At 65.2% G+C, this 21,235-nt stretch carries 22 protein-coding genes and 1 pseudogene; 4 read left to right on the top strand and 19 right to left on the bottom strand.

The features are described 5' to 3' along the window. Positions 1 to 19 precede the first annotated feature (19 nt). The 3 genes and pseudogenes from AC27VL_RS00970 to AC27VL_RS00960 form a co-directional block, all read right to left on the bottom strand. Positions 20 to 355: pseudogene (locus tag AC27VL_RS00970) on the bottom strand (GFA family protein); the annotation flags it as partial. Positions 356 to 438: 83 nt separating this feature from the next. Beyond that, positions 439 to 1,485: a retropepsin-like aspartic protease gene (locus AC27VL_RS00965; protein ID WP_488765313.1), complete on the bottom strand. Its 1,047-nt coding sequence runs from the start codon at positions 1,483 to 1,485 to the stop codon at positions 439 to 441. Further along, positions 1,454 to 1,612 carry a hypothetical protein gene (locus tag AC27VL_RS00960; RefSeq protein WP_205404197.1) on the bottom strand — a complete coding sequence of 53 codons (159 nt, stop codon included), beginning with the start codon at positions 1,610 to 1,612 and terminating at the stop codon, positions 1,454 to 1,456. Before AC27VL_RS00960 ends, AC27VL_RS00965 begins: the two co-directional genes overlap by 32 nt. A 164-nt stretch (positions 1,613 to 1,776) precedes the next feature. Here AC27VL_RS00960 and AC27VL_RS00955 point away from each other — a divergent pair, with 164 nt between their 5' ends. Further along, positions 1,777 to 2,181, top strand: a complete 405-nt coding sequence (locus AC27VL_RS00955; RefSeq protein WP_488765312.1) for a hypothetical protein — start codon at positions 1,777 to 1,779, stop codon at positions 2,179 to 2,181. A gap of 55 nt (positions 2,182 to 2,236) precedes the next feature. Here the strand turns inward: AC27VL_RS00955 and AC27VL_RS00950 are convergent, their stop codons facing one another. From AC27VL_RS00950 to AC27VL_RS00915, 8 genes are all read right to left on the bottom strand, one after another. After that, on the bottom strand, positions 2,237 to 3,811 hold the full coding sequence (locus AC27VL_RS00950) for a CocE/NonD family hydrolase (protein WP_488765311.1): 1,575 nt from the start codon (positions 3,809 to 3,811) through the stop codon (positions 2,237 to 2,239). Between the two features lie 125 nt (positions 3,812 to 3,936). After that, the gene (locus tag AC27VL_RS00945) at positions 3,937 to 5,208 is read right to left on the bottom strand and encodes a carbohydrate porin (RefSeq protein WP_488765310.1); all 1,272 of its coding nucleotides are present in this window, start codon (positions 5,206 to 5,208) and stop codon (positions 3,937 to 3,939) included. Continuing rightward, a complete protein-coding gene (locus AC27VL_RS00940; protein ID WP_488765309.1) occupies positions 5,205 to 6,602 on the bottom strand; it encodes a c-type cytochrome in 1,398 nt (465 codons plus the stop codon). The genes AC27VL_RS00945 and AC27VL_RS00940 overlap by 4 nt, the downstream gene beginning before the upstream one ends. Then, positions 6,599 to 8,239, bottom strand: coding sequence for a GMC family oxidoreductase (locus AC27VL_RS00935; RefSeq protein ID WP_488765308.1), 1,641 nt, complete (start codon positions 8,237 to 8,239; stop codon positions 6,599 to 6,601). The genes AC27VL_RS00940 and AC27VL_RS00935 overlap by 4 nt, the downstream gene beginning before the upstream one ends. 45 nt (positions 8,240 to 8,284) lie before the next feature. Further along, positions 8,285 to 8,818, bottom strand: a complete 534-nt coding sequence (locus AC27VL_RS00930) for a sugar dehydrogenase complex small subunit (protein ID WP_488765307.1) — start codon at positions 8,816 to 8,818, stop codon at positions 8,285 to 8,287. 1,062 nt (positions 8,819 to 9,880) lie between these two features. Continuing rightward, positions 9,881 to 10,231: a hypothetical protein gene (locus AC27VL_RS00925; protein ID WP_100552574.1), complete on the bottom strand. Its 351-nt coding sequence runs from the start codon at positions 10,229 to 10,231 to the stop codon at positions 9,881 to 9,883. A gap of 123 nt (positions 10,232 to 10,354) precedes the next feature. After that, positions 10,355 to 10,936, bottom strand: a complete 582-nt coding sequence (locus AC27VL_RS00920) for a hypothetical protein (protein WP_488765306.1) — start codon at positions 10,934 to 10,936, stop codon at positions 10,355 to 10,357. A 39-nt stretch (positions 10,937 to 10,975) separates the two neighbouring features. Further along, the gene (locus tag AC27VL_RS00915) at positions 10,976 to 11,596 is read right to left on the bottom strand and encodes a hypothetical protein (RefSeq protein ID WP_488765305.1); all 621 of its coding nucleotides are present in this window, start codon (positions 11,594 to 11,596) and stop codon (positions 10,976 to 10,978) included. A 428-nt stretch (positions 11,597 to 12,024) separates the two neighbouring features. Between AC27VL_RS00915 and AC27VL_RS00910 the strand changes: the two genes are divergently transcribed. Further along, entirely contained in the window at positions 12,025 to 12,765 is a 741-nt protein-coding gene (locus AC27VL_RS00910; RefSeq protein ID WP_205404209.1) for a DNA/RNA non-specific endonuclease, read from the top strand. Between the two features lie 83 nt (positions 12,766 to 12,848). Here AC27VL_RS00910 and AC27VL_RS00905 read toward each other — a convergent pair whose 3' ends face one another. The 4 genes from AC27VL_RS00905 to AC27VL_RS00890 form a co-directional block, all read right to left on the bottom strand. Next, positions 12,849 to 13,079 carry a hypothetical protein gene (locus tag AC27VL_RS00905; RefSeq protein ID WP_100552578.1) on the bottom strand — a complete coding sequence of 77 codons (231 nt, stop codon included), beginning with the start codon at positions 13,077 to 13,079 and terminating at the stop codon, positions 12,849 to 12,851. Beyond that, a complete protein-coding gene (locus AC27VL_RS00900; RefSeq protein WP_100552579.1) occupies positions 13,076 to 13,495 on the bottom strand; it encodes a VOC family protein in 420 nt (139 codons plus the stop codon). The genes AC27VL_RS00905 and AC27VL_RS00900 overlap by 4 nt, the downstream gene beginning before the upstream one ends. Before the next feature lie 11 nt (positions 13,496 to 13,506). Beyond that, complete coding sequence (locus AC27VL_RS00895) at positions 13,507 to 13,980, bottom strand: helix-turn-helix domain-containing protein (protein ID WP_488765304.1); 474 nt, start codon at positions 13,978 to 13,980, stop codon at positions 13,507 to 13,509. Positions 13,981 to 14,113: 133 nt separating this feature from the next. Next, complete coding sequence (locus tag AC27VL_RS00890; protein WP_488765303.1) at positions 14,114 to 15,970, bottom strand: XVIPCD domain-containing protein; 1,857 nt, start codon at positions 15,968 to 15,970, stop codon at positions 14,114 to 14,116. Positions 15,971 to 16,090: 120 nt separating this feature from the next. Here AC27VL_RS00890 and AC27VL_RS00885 point away from each other — a divergent pair, with 120 nt between their 5' ends. After that, on the top strand, positions 16,091 to 18,286 hold the full coding sequence (locus AC27VL_RS00885) for a hypothetical protein (RefSeq protein WP_488765302.1): 2,196 nt from the start codon (positions 16,091 to 16,093) through the stop codon (positions 18,284 to 18,286). An 80-nt stretch (positions 18,287 to 18,366) separates the two neighbouring features. Continuing rightward, complete coding sequence (locus AC27VL_RS00880; protein ID WP_100552582.1) at positions 18,367 to 18,852, top strand: TspO/MBR family protein; 486 nt, start codon at positions 18,367 to 18,369, stop codon at positions 18,850 to 18,852. Positions 18,853 to 18,863: 11 nt separating this feature from the next. Here AC27VL_RS00880 and AC27VL_RS00875 read toward each other — a convergent pair whose 3' ends face one another. From AC27VL_RS00875 to AC27VL_RS00860, 4 genes are all read right to left on the bottom strand, one after another. Continuing rightward, the gene (locus AC27VL_RS00875) at positions 18,864 to 19,160 is read right to left on the bottom strand and encodes a hypothetical protein (protein WP_100552583.1); all 297 of its coding nucleotides are present in this window, start codon (positions 19,158 to 19,160) and stop codon (positions 18,864 to 18,866) included. 71 nt (positions 19,161 to 19,231) lie between these two features. Beyond that, positions 19,232 to 19,915: an NAD(P)H-binding protein gene (locus AC27VL_RS00870; RefSeq protein WP_488765301.1), complete on the bottom strand. Its 684-nt coding sequence runs from the start codon at positions 19,913 to 19,915 to the stop codon at positions 19,232 to 19,234. 19 nt (positions 19,916 to 19,934) lie between these two features. Beyond that, complete coding sequence (locus AC27VL_RS00865; RefSeq protein ID WP_488765300.1) at positions 19,935 to 20,609, bottom strand: ChrR family anti-sigma-E factor; 675 nt, start codon at positions 20,607 to 20,609, stop codon at positions 19,935 to 19,937. After that, on the bottom strand, positions 20,606 to 21,229 hold the full coding sequence (locus AC27VL_RS00860) for a sigma-70 family RNA polymerase sigma factor (protein WP_089235738.1): 624 nt from the start codon (positions 21,227 to 21,229) through the stop codon (positions 20,606 to 20,608). Before AC27VL_RS00860 ends, AC27VL_RS00865 begins: the two co-directional genes overlap by 4 nt. Positions 21,230 to 21,235 lie beyond the last annotated feature (6 nt).

Raw genomic sequence — 21,235 nt, 5'->3', positions numbered from 1 at the left:
CGCGCTCCCGATAGAACAGGTGCATCGTCGGCGAAAATACTTCATCCAGCACGCCATCAGCGGCTCGGGCAACCACCGCGTTGGGAACCACGCGCATTCCAAGGCGATTGGTTCCAAACAACACATCGCCGCAGTTCAGGCAGAAGGTCTTGGAAAGCTGCTTGGACGGGTGCTGGAAGCGCGCATTCTTCTCCCCTGAAACGGCCACCGATTCGGCCGCCCATGCGGTGGCCGAGAGCATCGCAACGCCGTAGAAATCCCTGCAGGTTGCGCAGTGGCAGTTCGCCTGCGCAGCGGGAGTGCCGTGCAGTTCCATGGTATTTGCGCCGCACAGGCAGGTGATGCGAAGGGCCATGGACGTCTCTTGAAGGGAATGGCTGGCGAGGAGTGTGCTGTTACCGCTCGCCGTTCACAAGAGGCGATGGAAGGCTGAAGCCTCTACTTACTGGCCGGGTCCACGCCAACGTACTGGTTCCGTCGCAGATAGACCTCACCCGTCTTCATGTCCAGCAGCATGTTGAACTGCCGGAGAACACCCGCGCCGATCGTACCGTCGCCGGTGGAGGCGTCATCGTCGATTGGGAAGGATGCAGCAGGCTTGCCGATGGCCAGCCCCTGGATGCCAGCCGAGGGGACCCGCACATCCACTGCACGGATGACATTGCCCGCGCTGCCGGTGAAACGGGACGTTCCCACCTTCTGGGTGAACACTTCCATCAGGCCATGGCGCGAGCTGTAGGCATAGCTGAGATCGATGGAGCCGTTGCTTCCCGTATCCAGTGCCAGCCAGGGCTTGACGACGGCGTCACCGTTGCCGAGCGTGACTTCGATTGCGGGTGTGTTGTCGATCCAGCGGACGTTGGCGCGGGTATAGCCGGTTACATCCGGCAGGCTACGATGGACGAGCAGCTGCTGCCGGTCGTAATCGATCTCGACCACCTTCCCTTCAAAAAACTTCCATCCCAGAACCGCATCAAAGGGACGGTTCCTGTAGTCGACCACTACCGCGCCCATGCGCGTATGCAGCCCGCCGATCTCCACGTCGTTGCGCGTGCTGTAGTCCATCGTGGTGACGCCGTCTGAACCTATGTTCTCAGTGCGATCATCGATGACCACCGATGCCTTCGGCACGATGGCGCGCGATATGGCCAATCCGTCCGCGCCGGTGTCCACCAGGAATCGCAAGGGCTCGGACCTGTTGACGCTGCCGCGGACGTAGATCCGGTGGTCCTTGTCCTGCTCGAACGGGATAGCCACGGGCGTGGCATTGGCGCCGGCACTCGCGCCTGAAGCGGCTGAAGTGATGGCGGCAGCCAGCAGAAAATGCAGGATTCCAGGCACGGGCGACTTCCCTTCCGTTTGGCGATAGTGGCGTGGCACCTGATGGATGCTGCCAATGCGGGAAAGGTTTAAATCGATGCCGGTGCTGCGGGTGATGCCGACCGATGGGGTGTCACTGCGGTGGCGCTGACGGAACCGGCGCATCACGTTTTTCTGGCGGCGTCATGTCGGCAGAGGCATACTCGCGCGCCTTTACGCGAAACGGGGCAATGCAGCCGGCAAGGCTGATGCAGATGGAGAGGGAAAGTGCGATCAGGGCCAGTGTTTTCATCGAGCTGCCAGGTTGTGCGGGGTATTCTTGGAGCGCCATGGTCAGGTGCTCGTGGCTATAAGTCCATAGCCATCTGCCGCTGTCGGCATGCTGCCCCGTGGTAGGCTGGCCCAGCAGAAACTGCGCACGATCTCCCAGCCACGCCTCCTTCCGGGATGACTTCCATGAAGAACCCACCCGTACCTGCCGCCGAGTCGGATCGTGGAATGGAGGACCAGTCGCCCAACCTGTTTGCCGCCCTGCGCGATCTGCTGCTTCCCTACAAAACCGATCTTCTCGTCGTGCATGACGAGGACGATCACTTCTACGCCAATTGCAGGAACGTAGACGCCAAGGGCAAGGCTCAGTTCTTCAGCGCGGTGAAAGTATCGGGTCGCAGGCATTCATTCCATTTCATGCCCATCTACACCTTCCCCGACTTGTTGGCCGGCATCAGCCCGGCCCTGAAGAAGCATATGCAGGGGAAGTCCTGCTTCAACTTCGATGCCTGGGATCCAGCGTTGCTGCACGAACTGCAGATGCTGATCGAACAGGGTGTCTCCCGCTACCGGGTGGTCGGCAAGCTCTGAGCACACCACGCGGCATCTGCCGCCGGTGTGCCCACGGAGCGGCCGCGGCATGGATTCAGTGCAACGGCACCTTCAGCACTGATGGCGCGGATGCGGGTGAACTGAAGGTCACCGCCCCGCCCAACTGGCTGATGCCTGCATAACGCAGGTCCACCGTATCGACCACCAGCGTCAGGCGACTGCCGGCGGGAATGTTCCAGCTGCTCGCTTCCAGCCGCAGATCGAGGGTGGTCGCCTGGCCCGGTGCAACGCCGCGCAGGGTGTAGGGCTTGTGGCTGATCAGCTGGCCATTGCCCAGCACATCTTCCGCGTACAGATAGGCATACAGCGTGGTGTTGGCGCGGCTGGGGGTGACGGTCACGCGCACTTCCGGCGCACCGTCCAGGCGGCGTGCGTTCCAGTAGATCGGCCCCTGCCAGACGCCTGCAGCGTTGCGCCCGATGAAAGGCACGTATGCACCCGGCGGAAGGTTGATCATCTGCAGCGAGCCCGACACCATCGCCACGCCGGAATTGGCAGCGGTAGGCAGGCCGCTGCCGATGCGGTAATTCCAGCCATTGCTGCGCCCGTTTTCAACCAGGCCTCCGGTGGGCAGAAGCAGGCCGCCGGGTGCGGTCAACGCGTAGCTGACCGCGCCACTGTTGGTGGCCTGCCAGTTCGGGTAGCTGCTCCAGCTGCCCTTCTGTGACTTCAGCTGCACCGCCGGCTCGCGGTCGATGCCGTTGGTCACGCCCTTGAGGTAATGGTCGAACCAGTTGCCCACCGAGTCATAGGCCTCGTTGGGAATGCCCAGTGCGCCCAAGGCCTCGTTGAGGGCGTGGTCGCCATGGCGCAGCTGCAGCTGCTTGGGGCCTTTCAGCTGGTTGAAGAAATCCACCAGCTGACCCGGCGGAAACAGGCTGTCGTTGAAGGCGTTGGCCAGGAAGACGGCCGGCTGGTTGGCGTTGATCTCGTTGATGCTCGCAGCGGGGCTGCGGATCGCGGCCACCGGCAACAGCGATTCCACTGCGCCCTGATAGTTGCCGACCACCACGTTGCGGTTGATCGTGGCCAGTTCGGACCCGGGGCGGCCGGTGACCAGGCCGGCGGCCACCAGCAGTGCGATTCCCTGTGCACTTGGGGTGTCGTTGGCGTACAGCGACGCCTGCAGGTCGGCCCATCCGCTGAGGGCGGCCACTGCCTTGATGCGGGGATCGCGTGCCGCCGCCAGCAGGCTGGTGCCGGCGCCGTAGGAGATGCCCGAGACGCCGATCCGCGCCGGGTCGGCCTGGGTGTTGTCCAGCGCCCAGTCGATCAATGCGCTGACATCCTCGACCGTGGCTGGCCCGGCGATGTCGATGGCCCCGCCGGACTCCCAGAAGCCGCGCGAGCTGTAGCTGATGACCACGTAGCCGCGTTTGGCCAGCGACTGTGCGACCCCTACGTACTCCACGCTGGGAACGGCCCAGCTGCTGGGCATCACCAGCAGCGGGTACTTGCCGCTACCCGCGTCCTGGGGCTCGATGACAAAGACCCCAAGGGGTGTGCCGTCCCAGCTGGGAACGGTGCGGTGGGTGGTCTTGACCGTGGCGGCCCAGGCGGTGGGCGCCAGTCCGGTCAGCAGGATCAACAGCAGCAATACCTTGCGCATCGTCGTCTCTCCCCGTTGTTGGTGGTGCAACGGGTTGGACCGTACCAGTGCGAATGGTGGCTGACACCTTGCGCCGCAACATGCGGTGGCGGCCCTGCCACCCCACGCCACGGGCCTGAATGCGCCTACAGCGTCGCCTGCGCCTGCAGGGTGAACACCCAGCTGTCGGGTCGGCTGGCATAGGCGCCGGGACGTGCCACGTACTGAACCGCCGGCCGCAGCACCAGCCACGGGGCGACCTGCACGCCGTAGTTCAGCTCGACGAACTGCTCGTTGCTCTGCACATCCTTTCCGGTCAGCTGCTGATGGCGGGCGAGCCGGTCGGAGATATCCAGCCGATTCCAGGCCAGGCTGAGCACATCATCCTCGCGCGACGCGATCACGCCGCGCCAGCTCACGCCCGCTTCCCACGAGTAGCGCATCAGCCCTGTTTTCGCGTCCGCACGAGTGGCCACGCCGAACACCGAGATGCCGCGCACCGTATCGCCCTCGGGCTTCCACACGCGCTGCGCGGCCTGCACGTACGAACCGCTGCGATGCGAGGCGCGAGGTGCGGCCGGATTACCGATGTCATCGGCGTTGGAGGTGTCCAGGTAGTAGCCGACCTTGTAGGTGCCGCCATAGTCCTCGCCGGACTTGCCATGGCTGTAGCCCACTTCCACGGGCAGGAACAGACCGGTCTTTCCCCTCGTCGAAACACGGAAGCCACTGTTGGCCTGCTTGCGCGTCGGGTTGACGTCGTAGATGCCGGTCTGTGCATACCAGCCCGACGGATCGTTCCACTTCACCCGCAGGCCCCACTGGCCCGTGGGGTTGTCCAGCCACCCGGAACTGTAGATCGGGCCCAGCGGATGCCCGCATTGACCGTTGTTGTTGAAGTTGCAGGTGTAGGGCAAGCCACCGAAGTCGTTGCCCATCGAGTAGAAGCCCCCTTTCAGGCTCAGCCGCTTGTCCAGCAGCAGCCGCTCGTAGGAGAGCTCGTTGAAACGCAGGTTCTGGCCTTGGCCATAGAAGGCCTGGTTCTGGATATAGGAACCGGTGGACCGCTCGTTGATGGCGTTGCCGAAGCGGTCGGAGATCACCACGCGCAGCGTGCCGTCGAAACCGAGTGCTTTGCCGGTATCGATCGTCGCGCCCAGATCGATGTGTTCGGCGGTGGACCAGCCACTGCCCTTGTAACCGTCGCTGTTGACGCCGCTGCCGATCACGATGCGTGCGCTGGGGGTTACACCACGGTCCTGCAGCCAGAGGCGCGCGGCCCAATCCGCACTCAGCGGCGTCTGCACGATGCTGTCTACCGGTTTGGGCTTGGCGGTAGAACTCGCTTCGGTGGCCGACACCGGGCCATTGGCCACGAGCAGGAGCAGGCCGAGGCCGTTCAAGGAGAACAGCTTCATGCTGCGGCCCTCCTGTCCTTGCGCTTCTTCCAGGCGCGCCGCACCAGCAGCACGACGCCGACCAGCGCCAGCACGGCAACGATGAGCATCGGCAGCCACAGCCGTGCGATCTTCGCCAGCAATGGCTTCTCGCCGCCGGCGCGGGTCAGCGCCACCTGGGCCTCGGTGACCTGGTCGCCCGGCCCGAACTGTGTACGCACGTAGGTCGCCACCGCTGCGATATCGGCGTCACTCAGGTCCTGCACGAATGAGCCTTTCGAGAAATGCGGCATCAACGCGTGTTCGCCATGCACATCGCGGTCGATGCCGCCGATGATGGTGGCGATGAGGTTCTGCGGGCGGGTCATGCCGACGGTGGTGTTGTGCACCAGGGAGGGGTAGTACCCGTCCCTGCTGCCCTCGCCCCGCGATCCATGGCAGCTTGCGCACAGGCCCGAATACAGTACTCCGCCCGATGCCAATGCCGCACCCGTGCCGCGTACCGGTTGCTCGCCCGGCGTAGCGGCGGCATCGCCCCAGGCAAAGGCGGCCCGCGTGGCGTCAGGATCGGCCACCGCCGGTACCGTGCGCAGGTAGGCAACGATCGCGGCGATATCCTCGTCCTGCAGCTTGGACAGGCTGTTGCTCACTGCTTCGGCCATGCCGCCACCGGCCTGCGCCTTGCCGGCGACACGGCCGGTCTTCAGGTACTGGGCCAGTTCTGCATCGCTCCAACCACCGATACCGCTGGCGGGATGGGAGGTGATGTTGGGTGCGTACCAGTCCCCCAGCGATCCGCCGGCGAAGGCCTTGCCGCTCACTTCCTGCATCATCAGCCCACGCGGGCTGTGGCAGCTGGAGCAATGCGCCAGACCCTCCACCAGGTACGCGCCGCGATTCCATTGCGCACTCTTGCCCGCATCGGGCGTGAACGTTTCCTTGTCCAGGAACAGCAGGTTCCACACCGCCATGGACTGGCGGATGCTGAAGGGGAACGGCAGTTCGGTCGCGTGCGCTTCCTCGTCGACCGGCGCCACCTCCGTCATGAAGTAGGTATACAGCGCGTGGATGTCCTCGTCGGTCAGCTTGGCATACGAGGTATAGGGCATCGCCGGATACAGATGGGCGCCATCCTTGCGCACGCCTTCGCGCACTGCTTTGGCGAAGTCATCCTCGCTGTAGAGACCGATGCCATGGCTTTTCGAGGGCGTGATGTTGCTGGCCCAGATCTCACCCAGCGGGGACGCAATCGCGTAGCCGCCGGCGTAGGGTTTGCCCTGTTTCGGGCTGGTGTGGCACGCCACGCAGTCTGCGGCGACCGAGAGGTAGCGCCCACGTTCGGCGACCTCGTCTGCGCGCGCGGATTGGCTGGCTGCAGCCAGCAGCATCAGCAGAGCCGACGCGAAGGTCTTCATGCCGCACGCTCGATGGCATCTGCAGCCCGCAATGCCAGCGCGGCCATGGTCAAGGTGCTGTTGACCACGCTGGCCGATACCATCGGACCACCGCCTGGCAGCCACAGGTTCGGGTGGTCGTGCGCTCGGCAATTGCCATCGACCACCGAATCGCGCGGGTCAGCGCCCATGATGGTCGAGCCCATGATGTGGTTGTTGGCGTTGAGCGCCGTGGTGATGACGAATTCCTCGGCGTTGAACAGCGAACCGATATGCCGCAGCTGTTTGCAGGACTCGTCATAGCCCTTGCGGGCGTAATCGCCCAGCGAGTAGTGGATGTCCGGGCAAGCCAGGCCATGGCCATCGACCCGTGTCTTCGACAGCGTCAGCCGATTGCTCGGGTCCGGCAAGGGTTCCAGGCTGATCGAAAGATCGACGCCGAAGATCGCGCGGCGACGGATTTCTGCATCCAGCGCGTCGCCCACAAGCCCCTTCTGCAGCGCCTGGTCAGTGGCGATCGCCACGCGACTGATGTTGTTGAGGATGATCTTGGTGGCCGAGTACTGCGAGCGGAAGGCGCCGTCGCGCGGACCGACCATGCAGCTGGACTGCGCCGGTCCGCGTCCCAGCCAGATCGGGCGATCGGCGATGAACGAGCAGTGGAACCCGGAATGGTCGAGCATGTTGCGCCCAACCTGGTCGGAACTGTTGGCGATGCCGTTGGGGTTCTGCTCGTTGGCGGCAAGCAGCAGCAGGCGCGGCGTTTCCAGCGCGTTGCAGGCAATCACGAAGCTGCGCCCGGTGGCCTTGTGGCTGACCTTGTTGTTGTCATACCAGTGAATGGCCGTCACCCGGTTCTGCGCATCGGTGTCGATCTTGTAGGCCACGGCTTCGGCCAGCACCTGCGCACCCAGCTTCTCGGCCGCTTCGATGGTATGGATGCCGTTGTACATCGCGCCGATCGGGCAGATCGGCTGGCAGTTGTTGTTGCCGCAGCAGGCGGGCCGATCATTCCAGGGCGTGACCATGCGGCCCTGCGGAATAGGCACCAGGTTGTAGCCGTGCGGATTGACCACCTCGGCGAACACCTTGTCGCCGTTCCCCCAGGGAATCATGTCGGCCAGGTACGGCTTGGATCGCTCGGAGGGGCTCTGCTTGCCCGGGTCGTTCGGCCCGGAGACACCCATGGCCTCTTCCGCGCGGCAGTAGTACGGCTCGATGTCGTCGTAGCTGATCGGCCAGTCGCGCCCTACGCCATAGGTGGACTGCATCTTGAAGTCCACCGGCAGGTGGCGCCAGCAGGAGGCGGCCCAGTGCCAGGTGGTGCCACCCACCGCCTTGATGAAGCCCTGGTGGAAGCTGCTGGCGTCCGGGCCGGTCAGGCCCACGTAGTCGTTGGCCGGGAAATACAGCGGCGCGGTGGCCAGCGGCGACTGCGGATATGGGCCCTGGAAGTCGCTGCCGATGCGTCGCTCGAAGCTGACGTTGCGCCAATTTTCAACCACGTCGGAACGATGCAGGCGCGGGCCGGCTTCAAGGACCAGAACCGATTTTCCGGCACGAACCAACTGATGGGCGATCAATGCGCCGACGACGCCCGAACCGACGATCACAACATCGGCATCGGCGTCGCCATCACGGAAAACCGGAGCTTTCATGAGGGGAATCCAGATCAATTACGGGAAAGAGATGGAAGCGCTGGCTCAGCCGTGCGCTCGTACCGTCGGCGGCGGCGCAGCCGTCCACCACGCAGGGCCACCTTGTGCGTAGGTCGGCGGGAACAGACCATCGTCCACCGGACGCTGCATCAGCGCGTCGCGATAGGAAACGGTGATGGCCTGCGGGCCCTTGCCGACGCTGCCGGTGTACCAGGCAGTGATGATGGCCAGCGCTGTGGGCCGTGCGTCACCAGCCGCAGCCAGCAGTGCTTCAGGGCCTTGTGCCTGTTGCGCCTTGGCCGCGAGTGCCGGGAACCGGGCGTGCATCTCGGGATGCAGCTTGGCGAATGCGGCTTCGATGCGGCCGGCGGTCGCCGGATCGAGATCGATCTTGCCCGTCAGCGCCTGCGACAACTGCAGAAAGCGCCCGTCCGCCGGCTTTGCAGGGGCGGCACTGACAGCGGTTGCTGGCACCTTGCCGTTGCAGGCCACCAGCAACGAAGCCGAGCCGACTGCCAGCAGGAAGGTTCTGCGCGTCAGGCCTTGCCCACTCCCTTCCAATCCCTCGGGAACACTCATGATGTGGACTCCTGATGCGTCACTTCTTCGGCTGCCCCGGACCGCGACGCGGGGGGCACCTACAGGTGAAACTGTAACGCACCTGCTCGTCGTCGCGGGGTGAGTGGGAGGGGCGATACAAGGGCCACGTGCGCTCCCTTTCAGCGCCAGAGGCGGTGGATTTTCGTTGGTGGCAACGCGATCCCGTCACGCCCGGAGAACGCGCTCAGCGCTAGAAACAAGGGGGTTTTCCACTCTGGAGTCTGGCCATGCGGGTACTACTGTTCTGTGCCGTGGCGGTGATGGCATTGTCGGCCTGCGACCAGGCCGAACGGACCGATCAGGCACAGCATGCCGATGCGGTTCGGCAAACCGCACCAACGGGCAGCGAGCCGGCGCGCAACGTGCCTGGCGGCGGCAGCGGGACCGCAGCCTCCGAGGACCAGGCATCGGGAACGGACGCCAACGACGGAAAGGATGCCCCGCCACAGCCTCCTGCAAAGCGTTGAGCTCCAAAAGGACGACCCTCAGCTTGCCGTAAGGGTGCTCGATCCCATGCTGGCGCCATGGGGCGTTCAAAGGAAAAGCCGCCGCGACAGAACACCGTCGCGGCGGCCTGGATCAGGCGTTTTCAACGAGATGTGAAACTCGACCTGACGTGGATTCACGCCGACAGCGCTTGAGCAGTGGCATGTTTGCACCGCTACCAGAGAGGTCTGCTCCATGCCCGATACCGGACTCTTCTACGTCTTTTCAGTGGATTACGCGGCCGACGCAATGGGCGGCCCCGATCAGGTCAGCTCGATCACCTTTCGCTGCAACCAATGCCACCACGTGTCCCGCACTGAAGCCGGCGTCCAGCGTGTAAGCGGGGGTACGCTGCTGACCTGCGGAAAATGCGGCGCCCACCAAGCCGTCAGCAACGCGCGCTTCGTCGACTGCATGCCTCCGCCTGCAGCTCTGCGATCTGCAACTGCTCTAGGTGAACGGTAAGGTCGCTACCCCGGCACCTTTCGTAATCCACTACGTCCACTCCATCCCCTGACATCCATCACGCCAGCGTTGTCAGGCGTTGCGGGCTGCTCAGGTGCTGGTGGTACTGGCCACGATGCCTGCGGGCTGCTGCCGCAAGGGCATGCAATGTCTGCTCGACGGCGCAACGCGCTCGTGGGTGGCGGCGAGAACCTGGTTCACGCGATGAAGCGTGCCACGACCACCGGGTTCGATACCGATGATGTAGACGAAGCGGCCATCGCAGCGCGACTGGGCCGATTCAAGCCCCTCTGCTTCAGCAAGGACACGCTTCAACGTCTTTTCCCAGGCTCTGCCCGGAGCCGATGCCAACTCCACCACCACCGCAGTTTCCCCGCAGTCCAGCGGCATCACCTCCACGCGCAGGATGCGTGGCGTCCTGATGGTCTCGGCGCTACCCATTTTGAGTCCTCCTCAGCATGCGACGGCGGCAGTATCCACGCCCGGCGCCAAGGCGGCGTCAAGAATGGATGGCCGTTGCGTGCAGATCGGCCTCTGCCAGCTTTCCCGCGTGAGCCATTGACATCAAGGCGTGACCAGATGCTGCCCGCCCTCTTCTTCTGCCGGCGGGGGCACTGCGGGAGCGCTGACAAATTCATGGCGTGCGAGCAACCAGGCGTGATCGGCAGCCAGGGCGGCTCTCGCCTGTGCCTCCCGATCAATGACGCTGACCAGATTGCCCGTTATCCGCAACAGTGTCTCGGTGTCCACGCGGAAGGGTGAAACGTCGCCAACGTAGATATCACCGATGTAGTTGAGCTTGCCCGCCTCGATCGTGAAGCTGACTGCCTGGGGCTCGGCAATGGCGATGCCCTGCTGCCCGATGCCAACCCAGCCGATGTAGTAGCGGCCAGCCTTGATGGGGCGGGTCTTCAGGCCCTTTGCGCAGGTGGCTACGGCATCGAACCTGTACGGCCCCCAGAAGCCGGTCGACGTATTTCCAGACAGGTAGAGCTGCACGAAGTTGATCTGATCTGCGCAGGTGACCGAAGTGACCAGAATCCCTTCGTCCGGCTTGAGCTTCTTCGATTCCTTCATGTTCTCGATACCCGCGCAGGCCGTTGTAGACAGCATCAGCAGCACTGCCGCCGCAATGATTCGCTTCATTTTCCAGGTTCCGTTGAAATGCTGGGTGTCACGCGGGGACTACCGCATCTGCAATGGTGGTGCGAGGTACGCGTTGCACTTTTCGCCGCAGGCTCTCAACTCTTCTTCGAGCGCGTCGCTGGACGGTGCGCCCTGCGCGGGAACGGCCAGCTGGCGTCGGAAGGGATACCGCGCGAGCAGCCATCCCTGCTTCTCTTCGAGAAGGCGTCGGGATTCGGCTTCGCGGTTGCGTACCGACACCCAGCGATCGCTGTTGCCGGCGTGGCTGTACAGCCCGAACACGATGATCTCGCCGACGTAGGTGATCACGCCGGGCTGAACATCGAAAACGAGCGCCTCACCTTCCTTCACCAGACCCATGAAGCCGTAGCCATGTTCGATAAGGTGGCCGATGTAGTGCCGCCCTGCCTTCATCCGCAAGGACACCAGTCCCGCCTTGCAGCCCACATCGAAGTCACTGCGCCTCTCGGCAAATGCGCCGCCGGAATCCGCGCCGCTGGGAAAGAGGGTGACGTAGTTGATGTTGCTTTGGCAGTTCATCGACATCACCACCATGCCCTCGTCTGTGGCGAGCGGGATATCGGGTCTGGCCAAGTAGGAGGTGCAACCGCTCATGGGTAGCGCGCAGAGTGCTGCGGCCGCGATGGAAGTCCATTTCATCTGCGTATGCCCTTTTTCGGGCGAGCATAGCGCCAGCGCTGCGCGGCCGCTACGGGGCATCGAGCCGCTCACTCGTGATGCGTCACGTTAATCATCGGCGAGCGCTCTGCAGGCAGGTCTCGCCCAGGCAACGGCCACGCCACTAGCAGCTCTTCTTTTCATGCATGGGTGCCCTGATCTGACAGGAGCCCAGTGCTTGCGCGCAGCCACACCTTCGCACTTTGGTCGTTGACCTGCTGGCGTCAACAAATGACGCTAACGACACCGCAGCACTATTCCTAGTGCCCTTCCGCGGTCGAGATCCCAGGCAGTACCGGCCACGGCCGGGTCGCGTCCCCAATACCTGTCACCGCATCGTCCTTCACACGGAAAGGCCTGGCCTGCCGTGGTGGACGGCTGCGCCTTGCCCATACCCATGGAGATCCGCAATGCGCCTTGCCACGTTCTTCTTTGCCCTTGTTTTCAGCAGCTTTGCCGGTGCCGCACACGCCCAGGTCGTGACCCTCAACAAGGGCGGATTCGTATTGACCTATGACTGCAGCATCCACAGCGCGACCCGATACGAATACACACTGGTGGCCGACACCGGCTCGGCCGCCCGCCCGTCCAGCTTCTACAAGGACCCGGACCTGCCGGCCGGCTGCCTCGGCCAGACCAGCACCGCCTCCTATGCCAGCGTGCAGTCCGGCTATGACCGCGGCCACCTGGTGACGTCCAACCACATGGACTACGACACCACCTACATCCGCCGCGCCAACTACATGACCAACATCGTGCCGCAGGTTTCCAGCTTCAACCAGGGCATCTGGGTGAAGGCCGAGAACGTGGCCGAGTGCTATCGGGACATTGCCCCGGTCGACGTCTATGGCGGCGTGGTCTATGGCGATGCGTCCAATGACTATTTCCTGTCCAGCCATGGCATTCCGACCCCGGAATTCTTCTGGAAGACGATCATCACCAAGGATCCGAACACCGGCACCGCCAAGGCCATCAGCTGGATCATTCCCAATGAAACGGGACTGGGCAGCCTGGACAGCTATCTGGTCACCATCGCGGATCTGGAAGAGTTGCTGGGCGCCAGCTACGTGGCGATCAACGCACCGGCGTCGCTGAAGAACATGCTGCCCAGCGCCAGCTGGCCGCTGCCCAGCGGTTGCGATCTGAGCTGAGCACCCAACGGCCCGACGGAGTGCGCTCCGCCGGGCCCATCACGCCCGCCGGCTCAGCCTCGGTGACCCTATGCCGGGCAGCCTCAAGGTGCCGCCTCGGCGCGCGAACCGAGAGCTCCGCGCCGGTAGTGCAGCGCAAACAGATACAGCCCCGTGAACAACTGCAGGAACAACGGCGGCAGCGGCGAGTACGTGATCCACGCCGGGGGCTCGCCCTGCCCGATCCCGCGCGCCACGAAGTTGGCGATCACCGCCAGGGTGAAAACGATCGAGGTCCAGCGGTGCACGGGACGCGCCCAGCCGCCGGCCCTCACTGCGGCTTCCTCGCGGGGCGCTCGATCATCTTCCAGCCATTGCCGGACGGATCACGGAATCCGGCATCCACCGCACCGTAGCGCTCCACCGGCTCCTGGGTGAATTCCACGCCACGGGCCTGCAGTTGTTTGTAGCTGGCCCGGCAATCATCCACCGCCAACACCAGCGGCGGCATCGCGCCCTTGGCCACCATCTGCTGCAGGGTCAGCGCAGTGGCTGCGTCGTGCACCGGCGGCCCCGGCTTGAACAGCCCGAGCTGGAAACCGCCCTCGTCGCCCGAATGCACCGTCAGCCAGCGATAGTCGCCGCTGCCCACGTCGGTGTGCACCTGGAAGCCGAGTTTGTTGACGTAGAAATCGAGCGCTGCGTCCTGGTCATGCACATACAGGCCGACCACATTCACCATGCCAGTCATAGGATCCTCCCTCAGGTGGGATCTACGCTAACAAGGCCGCCGCGGCGGCGCTTCTCCAAAACTGCGATCTTCAGGTCCGGACGCTGCGCGGCACGGGCGTGGCACTCGGGAACCAGGTCCTGCGCCGGGGCGCTTGCACGCTGGCGGTCGCGGATGGCGCCGGGGCTGTCGCCGGTGATGTCGCGGAAGATCCGGCCGAAGGTGCCCAGGCTGGTCCAGCCGGTCTGCAACGCGATCTCGGTGATCGGCAGGTCGGTATCGCGCAGCAGAGCGACGGCGCGCTCGATGCGTCGACTGAGCAGATAGCGGTGCGGCGGCACTCCGAACGCCTCCTTGAAGGAACGCGCGAAATGGGCCGTGGAGACCGCACTGACCTGTGCCAGCCGCGCCACCGGCCAGTCTTCATGGCTGGCCCGATCCATGTGATCTTTTGCGCGCAGCAGGCGGCGCAGCAGTTCCGGACTCTGAGGGGAGTGGGCGGCCATAGGTGCGGCCTAGCCTGAGCCGTGCCGCCTGCGGGGTCAATCCCCTGGTCGACGTCCGCGCAGCGGCGTGTACCCGAGGCAGATTCCGCTGCGGATTGGCGCAGGGATGTTCACCCCTGCGCCAACGCTCAACTCAGTGCGCCATGACTCGGGCCGACTGCTCACGCGCAGACTGCTCCTGTTCCCGCTCCTGCTGCGGGCTTGGCTGCTGGGCCGCTGCCGACTGCGTCTGCTCCTGCAGTTCACGCACATGCTCGCTGACCGGCGTCGCCACCGCCTGCGCGGTCTCGGTGCGGGCGATCTGTCGATCCGCGGCGTGCGGCTGGCCCTGCACCGCAAATGCATACCTGCCGTCGTCACTGAGCACGGCCTCGTCGATCCGCTGCATGCCCTTGTCCTTGGCCGCTACCAGCAGTGCCATGCCAAGGCGTTCGCTCATTTCATCCGGCTGTCGCCCCATCGCCTGGTCGAGGCTGCTGACCGCGCCTTGGCTCTGCAGCCACATGCCATGGTCCGGGCTGGAAGTGTGCCGGGGGTCCTGCCGGAGCAGCAGCGGTGACGGCGGCGCAAGTGACTGCAGGTGCTCGCCCTGAACGCCAGCGTCGATCTTCTGAAGATCCTTGCCGCCAGCCGCGGCGATGTGGAACATGCGCTCGGCCATGCCGTAGGTGGATTGCCCCTGGTTGCGCGCCAGCCCCAGGGCGAAGGCGTCCACGTCCTGCTGCGGCTTGCCGCTGCCGTCCTCTGCAAGCACCTGCCACGATGGCCCCAGCATCGGGTTGTCCTTGACCATCGACTGGGTGCGCTCCATCAGCGTGCGCATCTGGGCCTCGCTGAAGCTCAGGGTATTCAGTTCGCCGGCCTTCATCGGCCCGCGATCACCGGCAGGGTCGCCGGACAGCGCCGCGTTGACCATGCCGGCAATCTGTTCGCCCTGCGCATTCCCGCGCAGGTCGAAGGTGAATTCGTAGCGGCGCTGCGCCGTATCCTCCTGGCCATCGGCGCCGTAAGCGCTGATCCGGGATGCAGGCAGGTTGCCGTTGTACTGCACGCTGCGCAGCTCGGTGCGGCTGCCGTCTTCGCGACTGACCTGCACCACATCACCGCTGTTGCGAGCACCCGCCAGATCCATGCCAAACGTGTCGCCGTAGCCGACCTTCAGCCGCGTCTGCGAACTCATTCCCAGCCGCTCGACCGTGGCCAGATCCTGCACGCCCGCGGTCTGGCTGTTCAGCGTGCCGTTGTCGATGAACTGTTCATAGGCCAGGCGGCCTTCGGGTTGATTGATGTCGAAGGTCGCAGTGCGGACGGCCGAATGGCCGAGCGCGTCCTGGCGACCGGCGATCGCGCTGAACCTGCCTGCAGTGAATCCCATGCCGTTGAAGGCTTCGACCGCCTCGTTCGGCCCGGTGGTGACGCGCACCCGGCCATCATCCAGGCGATCCACGCGGTAGCTGGCACCGCTAGCCTCGGTCGTCTGGCTCTGCATGGCGATGTTGCGGAAACTGCCTTCCAGTGCAGTTCCAGTGAACTGCTGGCCATCCAGGGTGACGCTGCCACCGTTGGGAATGGTCTGCGGATCGAAAGGATTGATGCGGGTGGGATCGACGTCCACCGCGTCGCTGGGCAGGCTGACCCTGTAGCGCCCGCGTACGCCGGTGCTGCTGGTGTCCTGGAAGCCGGCACTTTTCACGCTTGCACCGACCACCGACTCCATCGTCAGCAGGTAGTCCCTGCCACCGTCGGCTGTCGGGCTGCCGGCCATGTTCAGCGACGTGCCCTGGAACTGCGATGCAAGACTGGACGCTGCGCGTTTCTGCTCGGCGCCCACCTTCAACGCCCCATCGCCCTCGTTCAACGTGACCGAGTAACCGCCGGCGGCAGCGCGGACCTCGCTGTTGGCCGAGGTGTAAGTCGGATCGAATGACGCCGCGGCGGCATCGCGTGGCGCATCCGGGGTTGCGCCTTCCTTGCTGGTCTGGGCATTCATGCCGTGACCTCCTTGAACAGAGACTCGCTGATTATAGGGCGCAGGGCGCGCGGCACGTTCACATCGCGCCGCAGCAGCATCCACGATAGTGATGGCCATCCCATTCCCTGCCGAGGGTCCATGCCCCGCTCCCTCGCCCGCCCGCAGCGATGGCTCCACCATGCCCGCAAGCTCCTGCCTTATCTGCTGGGCCTGTATCTGCTGTACCTGCTCGCGGGCAATGTCTTTCTCAACACGCCGCTGTTCGATCAGGTCACCAATCGCAAGCCGCACAAGTTCGTGATGACCACCGGGCCCGCGATCACGCTGCTGCCGGGCCATGTGATCGCCTGGAACGTGCAGATGCGCGGCCACGTCAATCGCACGGTGTATGTGCTGCGCGCAGACCGGGCCAGTGCGCGTCTGGCGTTGTTGCCACTGTTTCAGCGCGAGGTGCGGGTGCCGTCGCTGCACGCGACCGGTGTAGCCGCCGAGATCGCGCGGGTGGATGAGGCGATCCCCTCACCTCCGCGCGGCGATCGCGGCTGGACGTTGCGATTCGATGCCATTCATAGTGAGAGCATCCGCAGCTTCCGCGCCGGCAAATTGTTGATCGTCGGCGAAGGCAGCGGCACGGTCGGCTTCGTCAAGCAGCTGCGCGGCGGGCCATCGGAGCTGCTGGACTCGGAGGTGGCTTTCGCGGATGCCGATGTGAGCATTGATGGCACCCAGCTGCTCGGCGACATGCAGTTGAAGTCGCAGTTCTCCTATCCACGGCACTACCGTGACCAAGCGCCGGGCCTGGAAAAGCTGGGCCTGCTGCACGCAGTGCTGGAGGTACAGGCGCGCAGCCAGGGGTTGCGCCTGGATACGGACACGCAACGACCCGCCGTTGCCAGCGCCGCCGTACCGGGGCAGCTGCAGGCCTCGCTTACCCTTGACCAGGGCGCGCTGCAGCCAGGCAGCCATGCCGTCTGGCGGGTTCCGTTGCAGGTAGGGGCCGGCGCACCGGACCGTGGAACGCTGGCGATACAGCTGGATGCCGCTCGCGATATCCGTCTGCAGGCGCGATTGCCGCAGCGCGATGGCACCGGTGCTGCACTGGACGCGGATCTGATCATTGCCGGGCGACACCTTCCATTTGAGGATCCCAGCGAGGTGCTGGGGCGCACCTCCGGCACGGTCAAGGGCGAATGGACCTTCACCTCGCTCAACTGGATTCCCGCACTGTTCGTGCAGAAGCCCTGGTTCCAGCTGCAGGGCGGCGGCGTGCTGCGCGCGGACCTGCGCCTGCAGAACGGCGAGCTGGCCGCCGGCAGCAGCGTCGATATTCCCGCGGCGCGGGCGGTGGCCGAGGTCGCCGGCGTGCACATGCAGGGAACGGCCAGCGCGCATGGGCAACTGCAGGCCGGCACGCCGACGCGCGCCGTGCTGGCAGTGAAGCTTCCCACGTTCAATGCCCGTGCGGGCAACCCCAAAGGTGCCACGCTGTTCGATGGGCGCGACCTGGCGCTGACACTGACCGGTGACGGGCGCCTGCGCGAGCTGCGCAAGGGTGTGCGTGCGCAGCTGCGCTTCGACGACGCAACCATTCCAGACCTCACCGCCTACAACCGCTACCTGGGCAACGGCCAGGTGCGGCTGCTGGGAGGCGCCGGCCGGGTGAGCGGCGATGCTCAGCTTGATACCCAGGGCCGGGTCGGCAACGGCAGCGTGCGCCTGCGCAGTCAACGCGCACGGCTGCAGGTGGCGGGGCTCGACCTGCAGGGCGACGCGCGCGTGGATGGCAGGCTGAAGCGTGGCGATTTCAGCCAGCGCCGGTTCGATCTGGGCGGAAGCGTGATCGAACTGCGCAACGTACAGGTCGGTGACCAGCAGCGACCACAACCGTGGTGGGGCCGTGTCACCATCGCCCGCGGCGACATCGATGCGCAGTCCCCCTTCCAGGTGGACGCACGTGCGGACCTTGCCATGCGCGACGCCGGCCCGTTGCTGGCGCTGTTCGCCGAGCGCAGCGATTACCCGCGCTGGGCATTGTCCCTGCTCGATTCCGGCCAGGTGGACGCGCATACCCGACTGCGCTGGCGGGCCGGGCATCTGGTGCTGGATGGGCTGCAAGCGGAAAACGAGCGTCTTTCGCTGCGTGCGCGGCTGGATCTGCTGGACCAGCGCAAGCGCGGCGACCTCTACCTGCGCTGGGGCCTGCTGGGCGCCGGCATCGAACTGGATGGCCAGCGCCGGCAATGGCATCTGGCCGGCGCGCGGGAGTGGTTCGACGGTCGGCCTGCGTTGTTGCCAGCCCCTGCGCAGTCTGGCACCGGTGGCACAGCCGACTGACCGGGCGCCTGCATCCAGTCGCGACGCAACTGCGTACAACGCGCTGTCACAACCGGTGGCAGTGCAGGAGGAGATACACCATGAATGTCCGCAGGCAGGTTGTTGGTCTTCTGGGCTGGGCCGTGGTTACTTTTCTGGCTGCCGCGCTGGGTGCTCGCGCCTCTATTTCTGCGGCGGACTTCTACGCAGGCCTCACGTTGCCTGCATGGGCGCCGCCTGCCAGCGTGTTCGGTCCGGTGTGGACGGTGCTGTACGCGCTGATGGCGCTGGCCGCGTGGCTGGTCTGGCGCCAGGGCGGATGGCGCGCGGCCACGCCTGCGCTGGTGCTCTACCTGCTGCAGCTGGCCCTCAACGTGTTGTGGAGCTGGTTGTTCTTCGGCTGGAAGCAGGGAGCGCTGGCGTTTGCGGACATCCTGCTGTTGCTGGTGCTGATCGTGGCCACGGTGGTCGCCTTCCATCGCGTGCGTCCGGCAGCGGCGTGGCTGCTGCTGCCTTACCTGGCATGGGTGGCGTTCGCCAGCGCGCTCAACTTCGCCGTGTGGCAGACCAATCCGGGCGTGCTTTAGCCGGGCAATGCTTACAGAGCGTGTGGCGCCTGCCGCCACTGGCGCAGCACGCTGCCCCTGAAAGCCTGCTCGCCGCAGCCGGTCGGACAACGCAGTACGCGTGCGGCAGAGGTGCTGACCAGTCCATCGCCTTCCTGCGCCTTGAACACCAGTTCGCAGGACAGGCAGCGCGCCACCAGCGAGTAGAGATGGACGATGCGGCCGCTGCCGGGATCCTGCAGCGCGTTGACATCCAGCAGGTCGAAACGGCCGTTGTCAGGCACTGGACGCGAGGGGCGAAGCGGAGAGGACGATGGCTGCAGGTTCACGTCGATGCGTCACAGAAGGAGGAGCCTCGACTGTAGTTGCCGCGATGTGCAGCAGATGTGCACCACGGTCCTCAGCCTGCGGAAGCAGAACCCAGTCGATTGATCTGCGCACATTCCAGCACTGCTGGCGGGTCCGGCATCGTCGCCAGCACGATCATCGCGCGGCCGATGGCCTCGTTGCTGGTCACCAGCGAAGGCAGGACGCGGCCCGCCGCCGCCATCAAGGGGCCGCCGAAGCGGTACAGCGGCTTCAATGCCGCATGACGGGTGCCGGTTCCCGCCACCGGGCGTACCCCGGCTGGACGCAGCATGACGGTGCGCACCGCGAGCTGCGCCAGCGCGGCCTCGGTCTCGCCCTTGATGCGCAGCGGCATGATCCGGCTGTGTGGATTGGCGTGGGCGCCAGAGACATACAGGAACCGGCCGTCCGGATTCGCTTCCGCCCACGCTGCAGCCACAGCCAGAGTGGCATCGAGCGTCACCTTCCGATACTCATCCTCGGCGGTGCCGACCGGTGGCGCGCCGGCGCAGTAGAAACAGGCATCGAATCCGGACAACTGCGGGCTCACGTTGCGGGCCTGCTGGAAATCCGCCAGCACGATCTGCTCGATTCGAGCATCGAGCCCGGCCTTGCTACGGACCAGGGCTGCGGTCCGCGCAACCTGCGGCGAAGCGAGGCAGGCACGGGCAACGCCCTGCCCGACCAGTCCAGTTGCACCGGCCAGCAGAATCCGCAGCGGGCGTGTTTCGTGCATGCGTTGACCTTGAAGAAGGCTAGAGTTTGACGAAGCGCTGGATTTTGCGGGCCAACCAACCACTGAACACCAGCGGCGCGTCCAGCGCGGAAACGCAGATGCACGGTACACCAGGCGCCGTTACCGGCTGGTGCTCGACGTCCTCGTCCAGGTCTGCAACATCGCCCGGCGCGAACAACCCGAGCGCATCATTGTAGGAGCCTCGCAGGATCTGGGTCAGCTCGCTGCGGCCGTGGCTGTGCATCGGCAGGCATTTGCCCGGCGCGATCTTCAGCATGATCAGCGAAGGCATCTGCTCGGCGCGGATGCAATGCACACCGGGGGCCATCCAGCGCCAGTGCAGCCGACCCAGCGAATCGCCAAAGTAGGGATGCAGCGACTTCGGCAGATGGTCCGGGTCGGCCTCGGGCCGTTCCGGCGGCATCGACCGCGGCGGGCTCGGTACGATGCCGGCATGGTCCTCACCGAGCTGCGCAAGCATTGCGTCGCGCAGCCCTGCCCGCCGCGCCTCAGCTGCCGGCGGCTGGGTCTGCTCCAGCAGTGCGGCACCGATGGCCTCCGCTTCGCGCAGGCGCTGGCGGCAGTGCGGGCACTGTTCCAGATGCGTGCCTGCGACAATGCTCAGGGGTGTCGGCAGCGCACCGGCGGCGTAGCTCATCAACGTCGACTCATGCAGGTGGTGGTGCGGATTCATGACGCACCCCCGACCTTCGACTGCAATTGCAGGAACGCCCTTCGCAGGTGCGATTTGACCGTGCCCAGCGGCATGCCCAGCGCCTGTGCGATCTCGCTGTGGCTCTTGGCCTCGAAATAGGACATCCGCACCAGGCGCGCCTGTGTGGCCGGCAACTCGTTGATACGCTGGCGCAGACGGGCATGGTCGGCAAACTGCTCGGCGCTGCTGCGTTCGCTGACATCTCCAGCGGCAGCATCCTCCACCGCCTCCTGCACCTGCATCCAGCTGCGCTCGCGGCGCACGCGGTCGATGTGCAGGTTGCGGCCGATGCGGTACAGCCAGGTGCTCAGCGCGCCCTGCGCAGGATCGAATTCGGCCGCGCGCAGCCACAGCCGCAGCAGGCACTCCTGGGCAAGCTCTTCGGCCACCGCTGCAGGTGCGCCAAGGCCGCGCAGGTAGATGCACAGGCGCGGCATGAAATGGTCGTAGATGCGCATGAAACAGTCACGGTCGCGCAGCCGGGCGACGCCGTCCATCTCGCCGTTCCAGTTCGTCGGCTCGTTGCTGGGCTGCTGTGAACTGGACACGATCCGCGCGGTGTCGAAGGAAAGAGAGGGGCTGGCGGGTGGACGGTACATCGGCGG

Source organism: Stenotrophomonas sp. 14P6.2.3, assembly GCF_057799055.1.
Note: the sequence above shows the minus strand (reverse complement) of the source record. Positions and strands in the feature narration are given on the sequence as shown.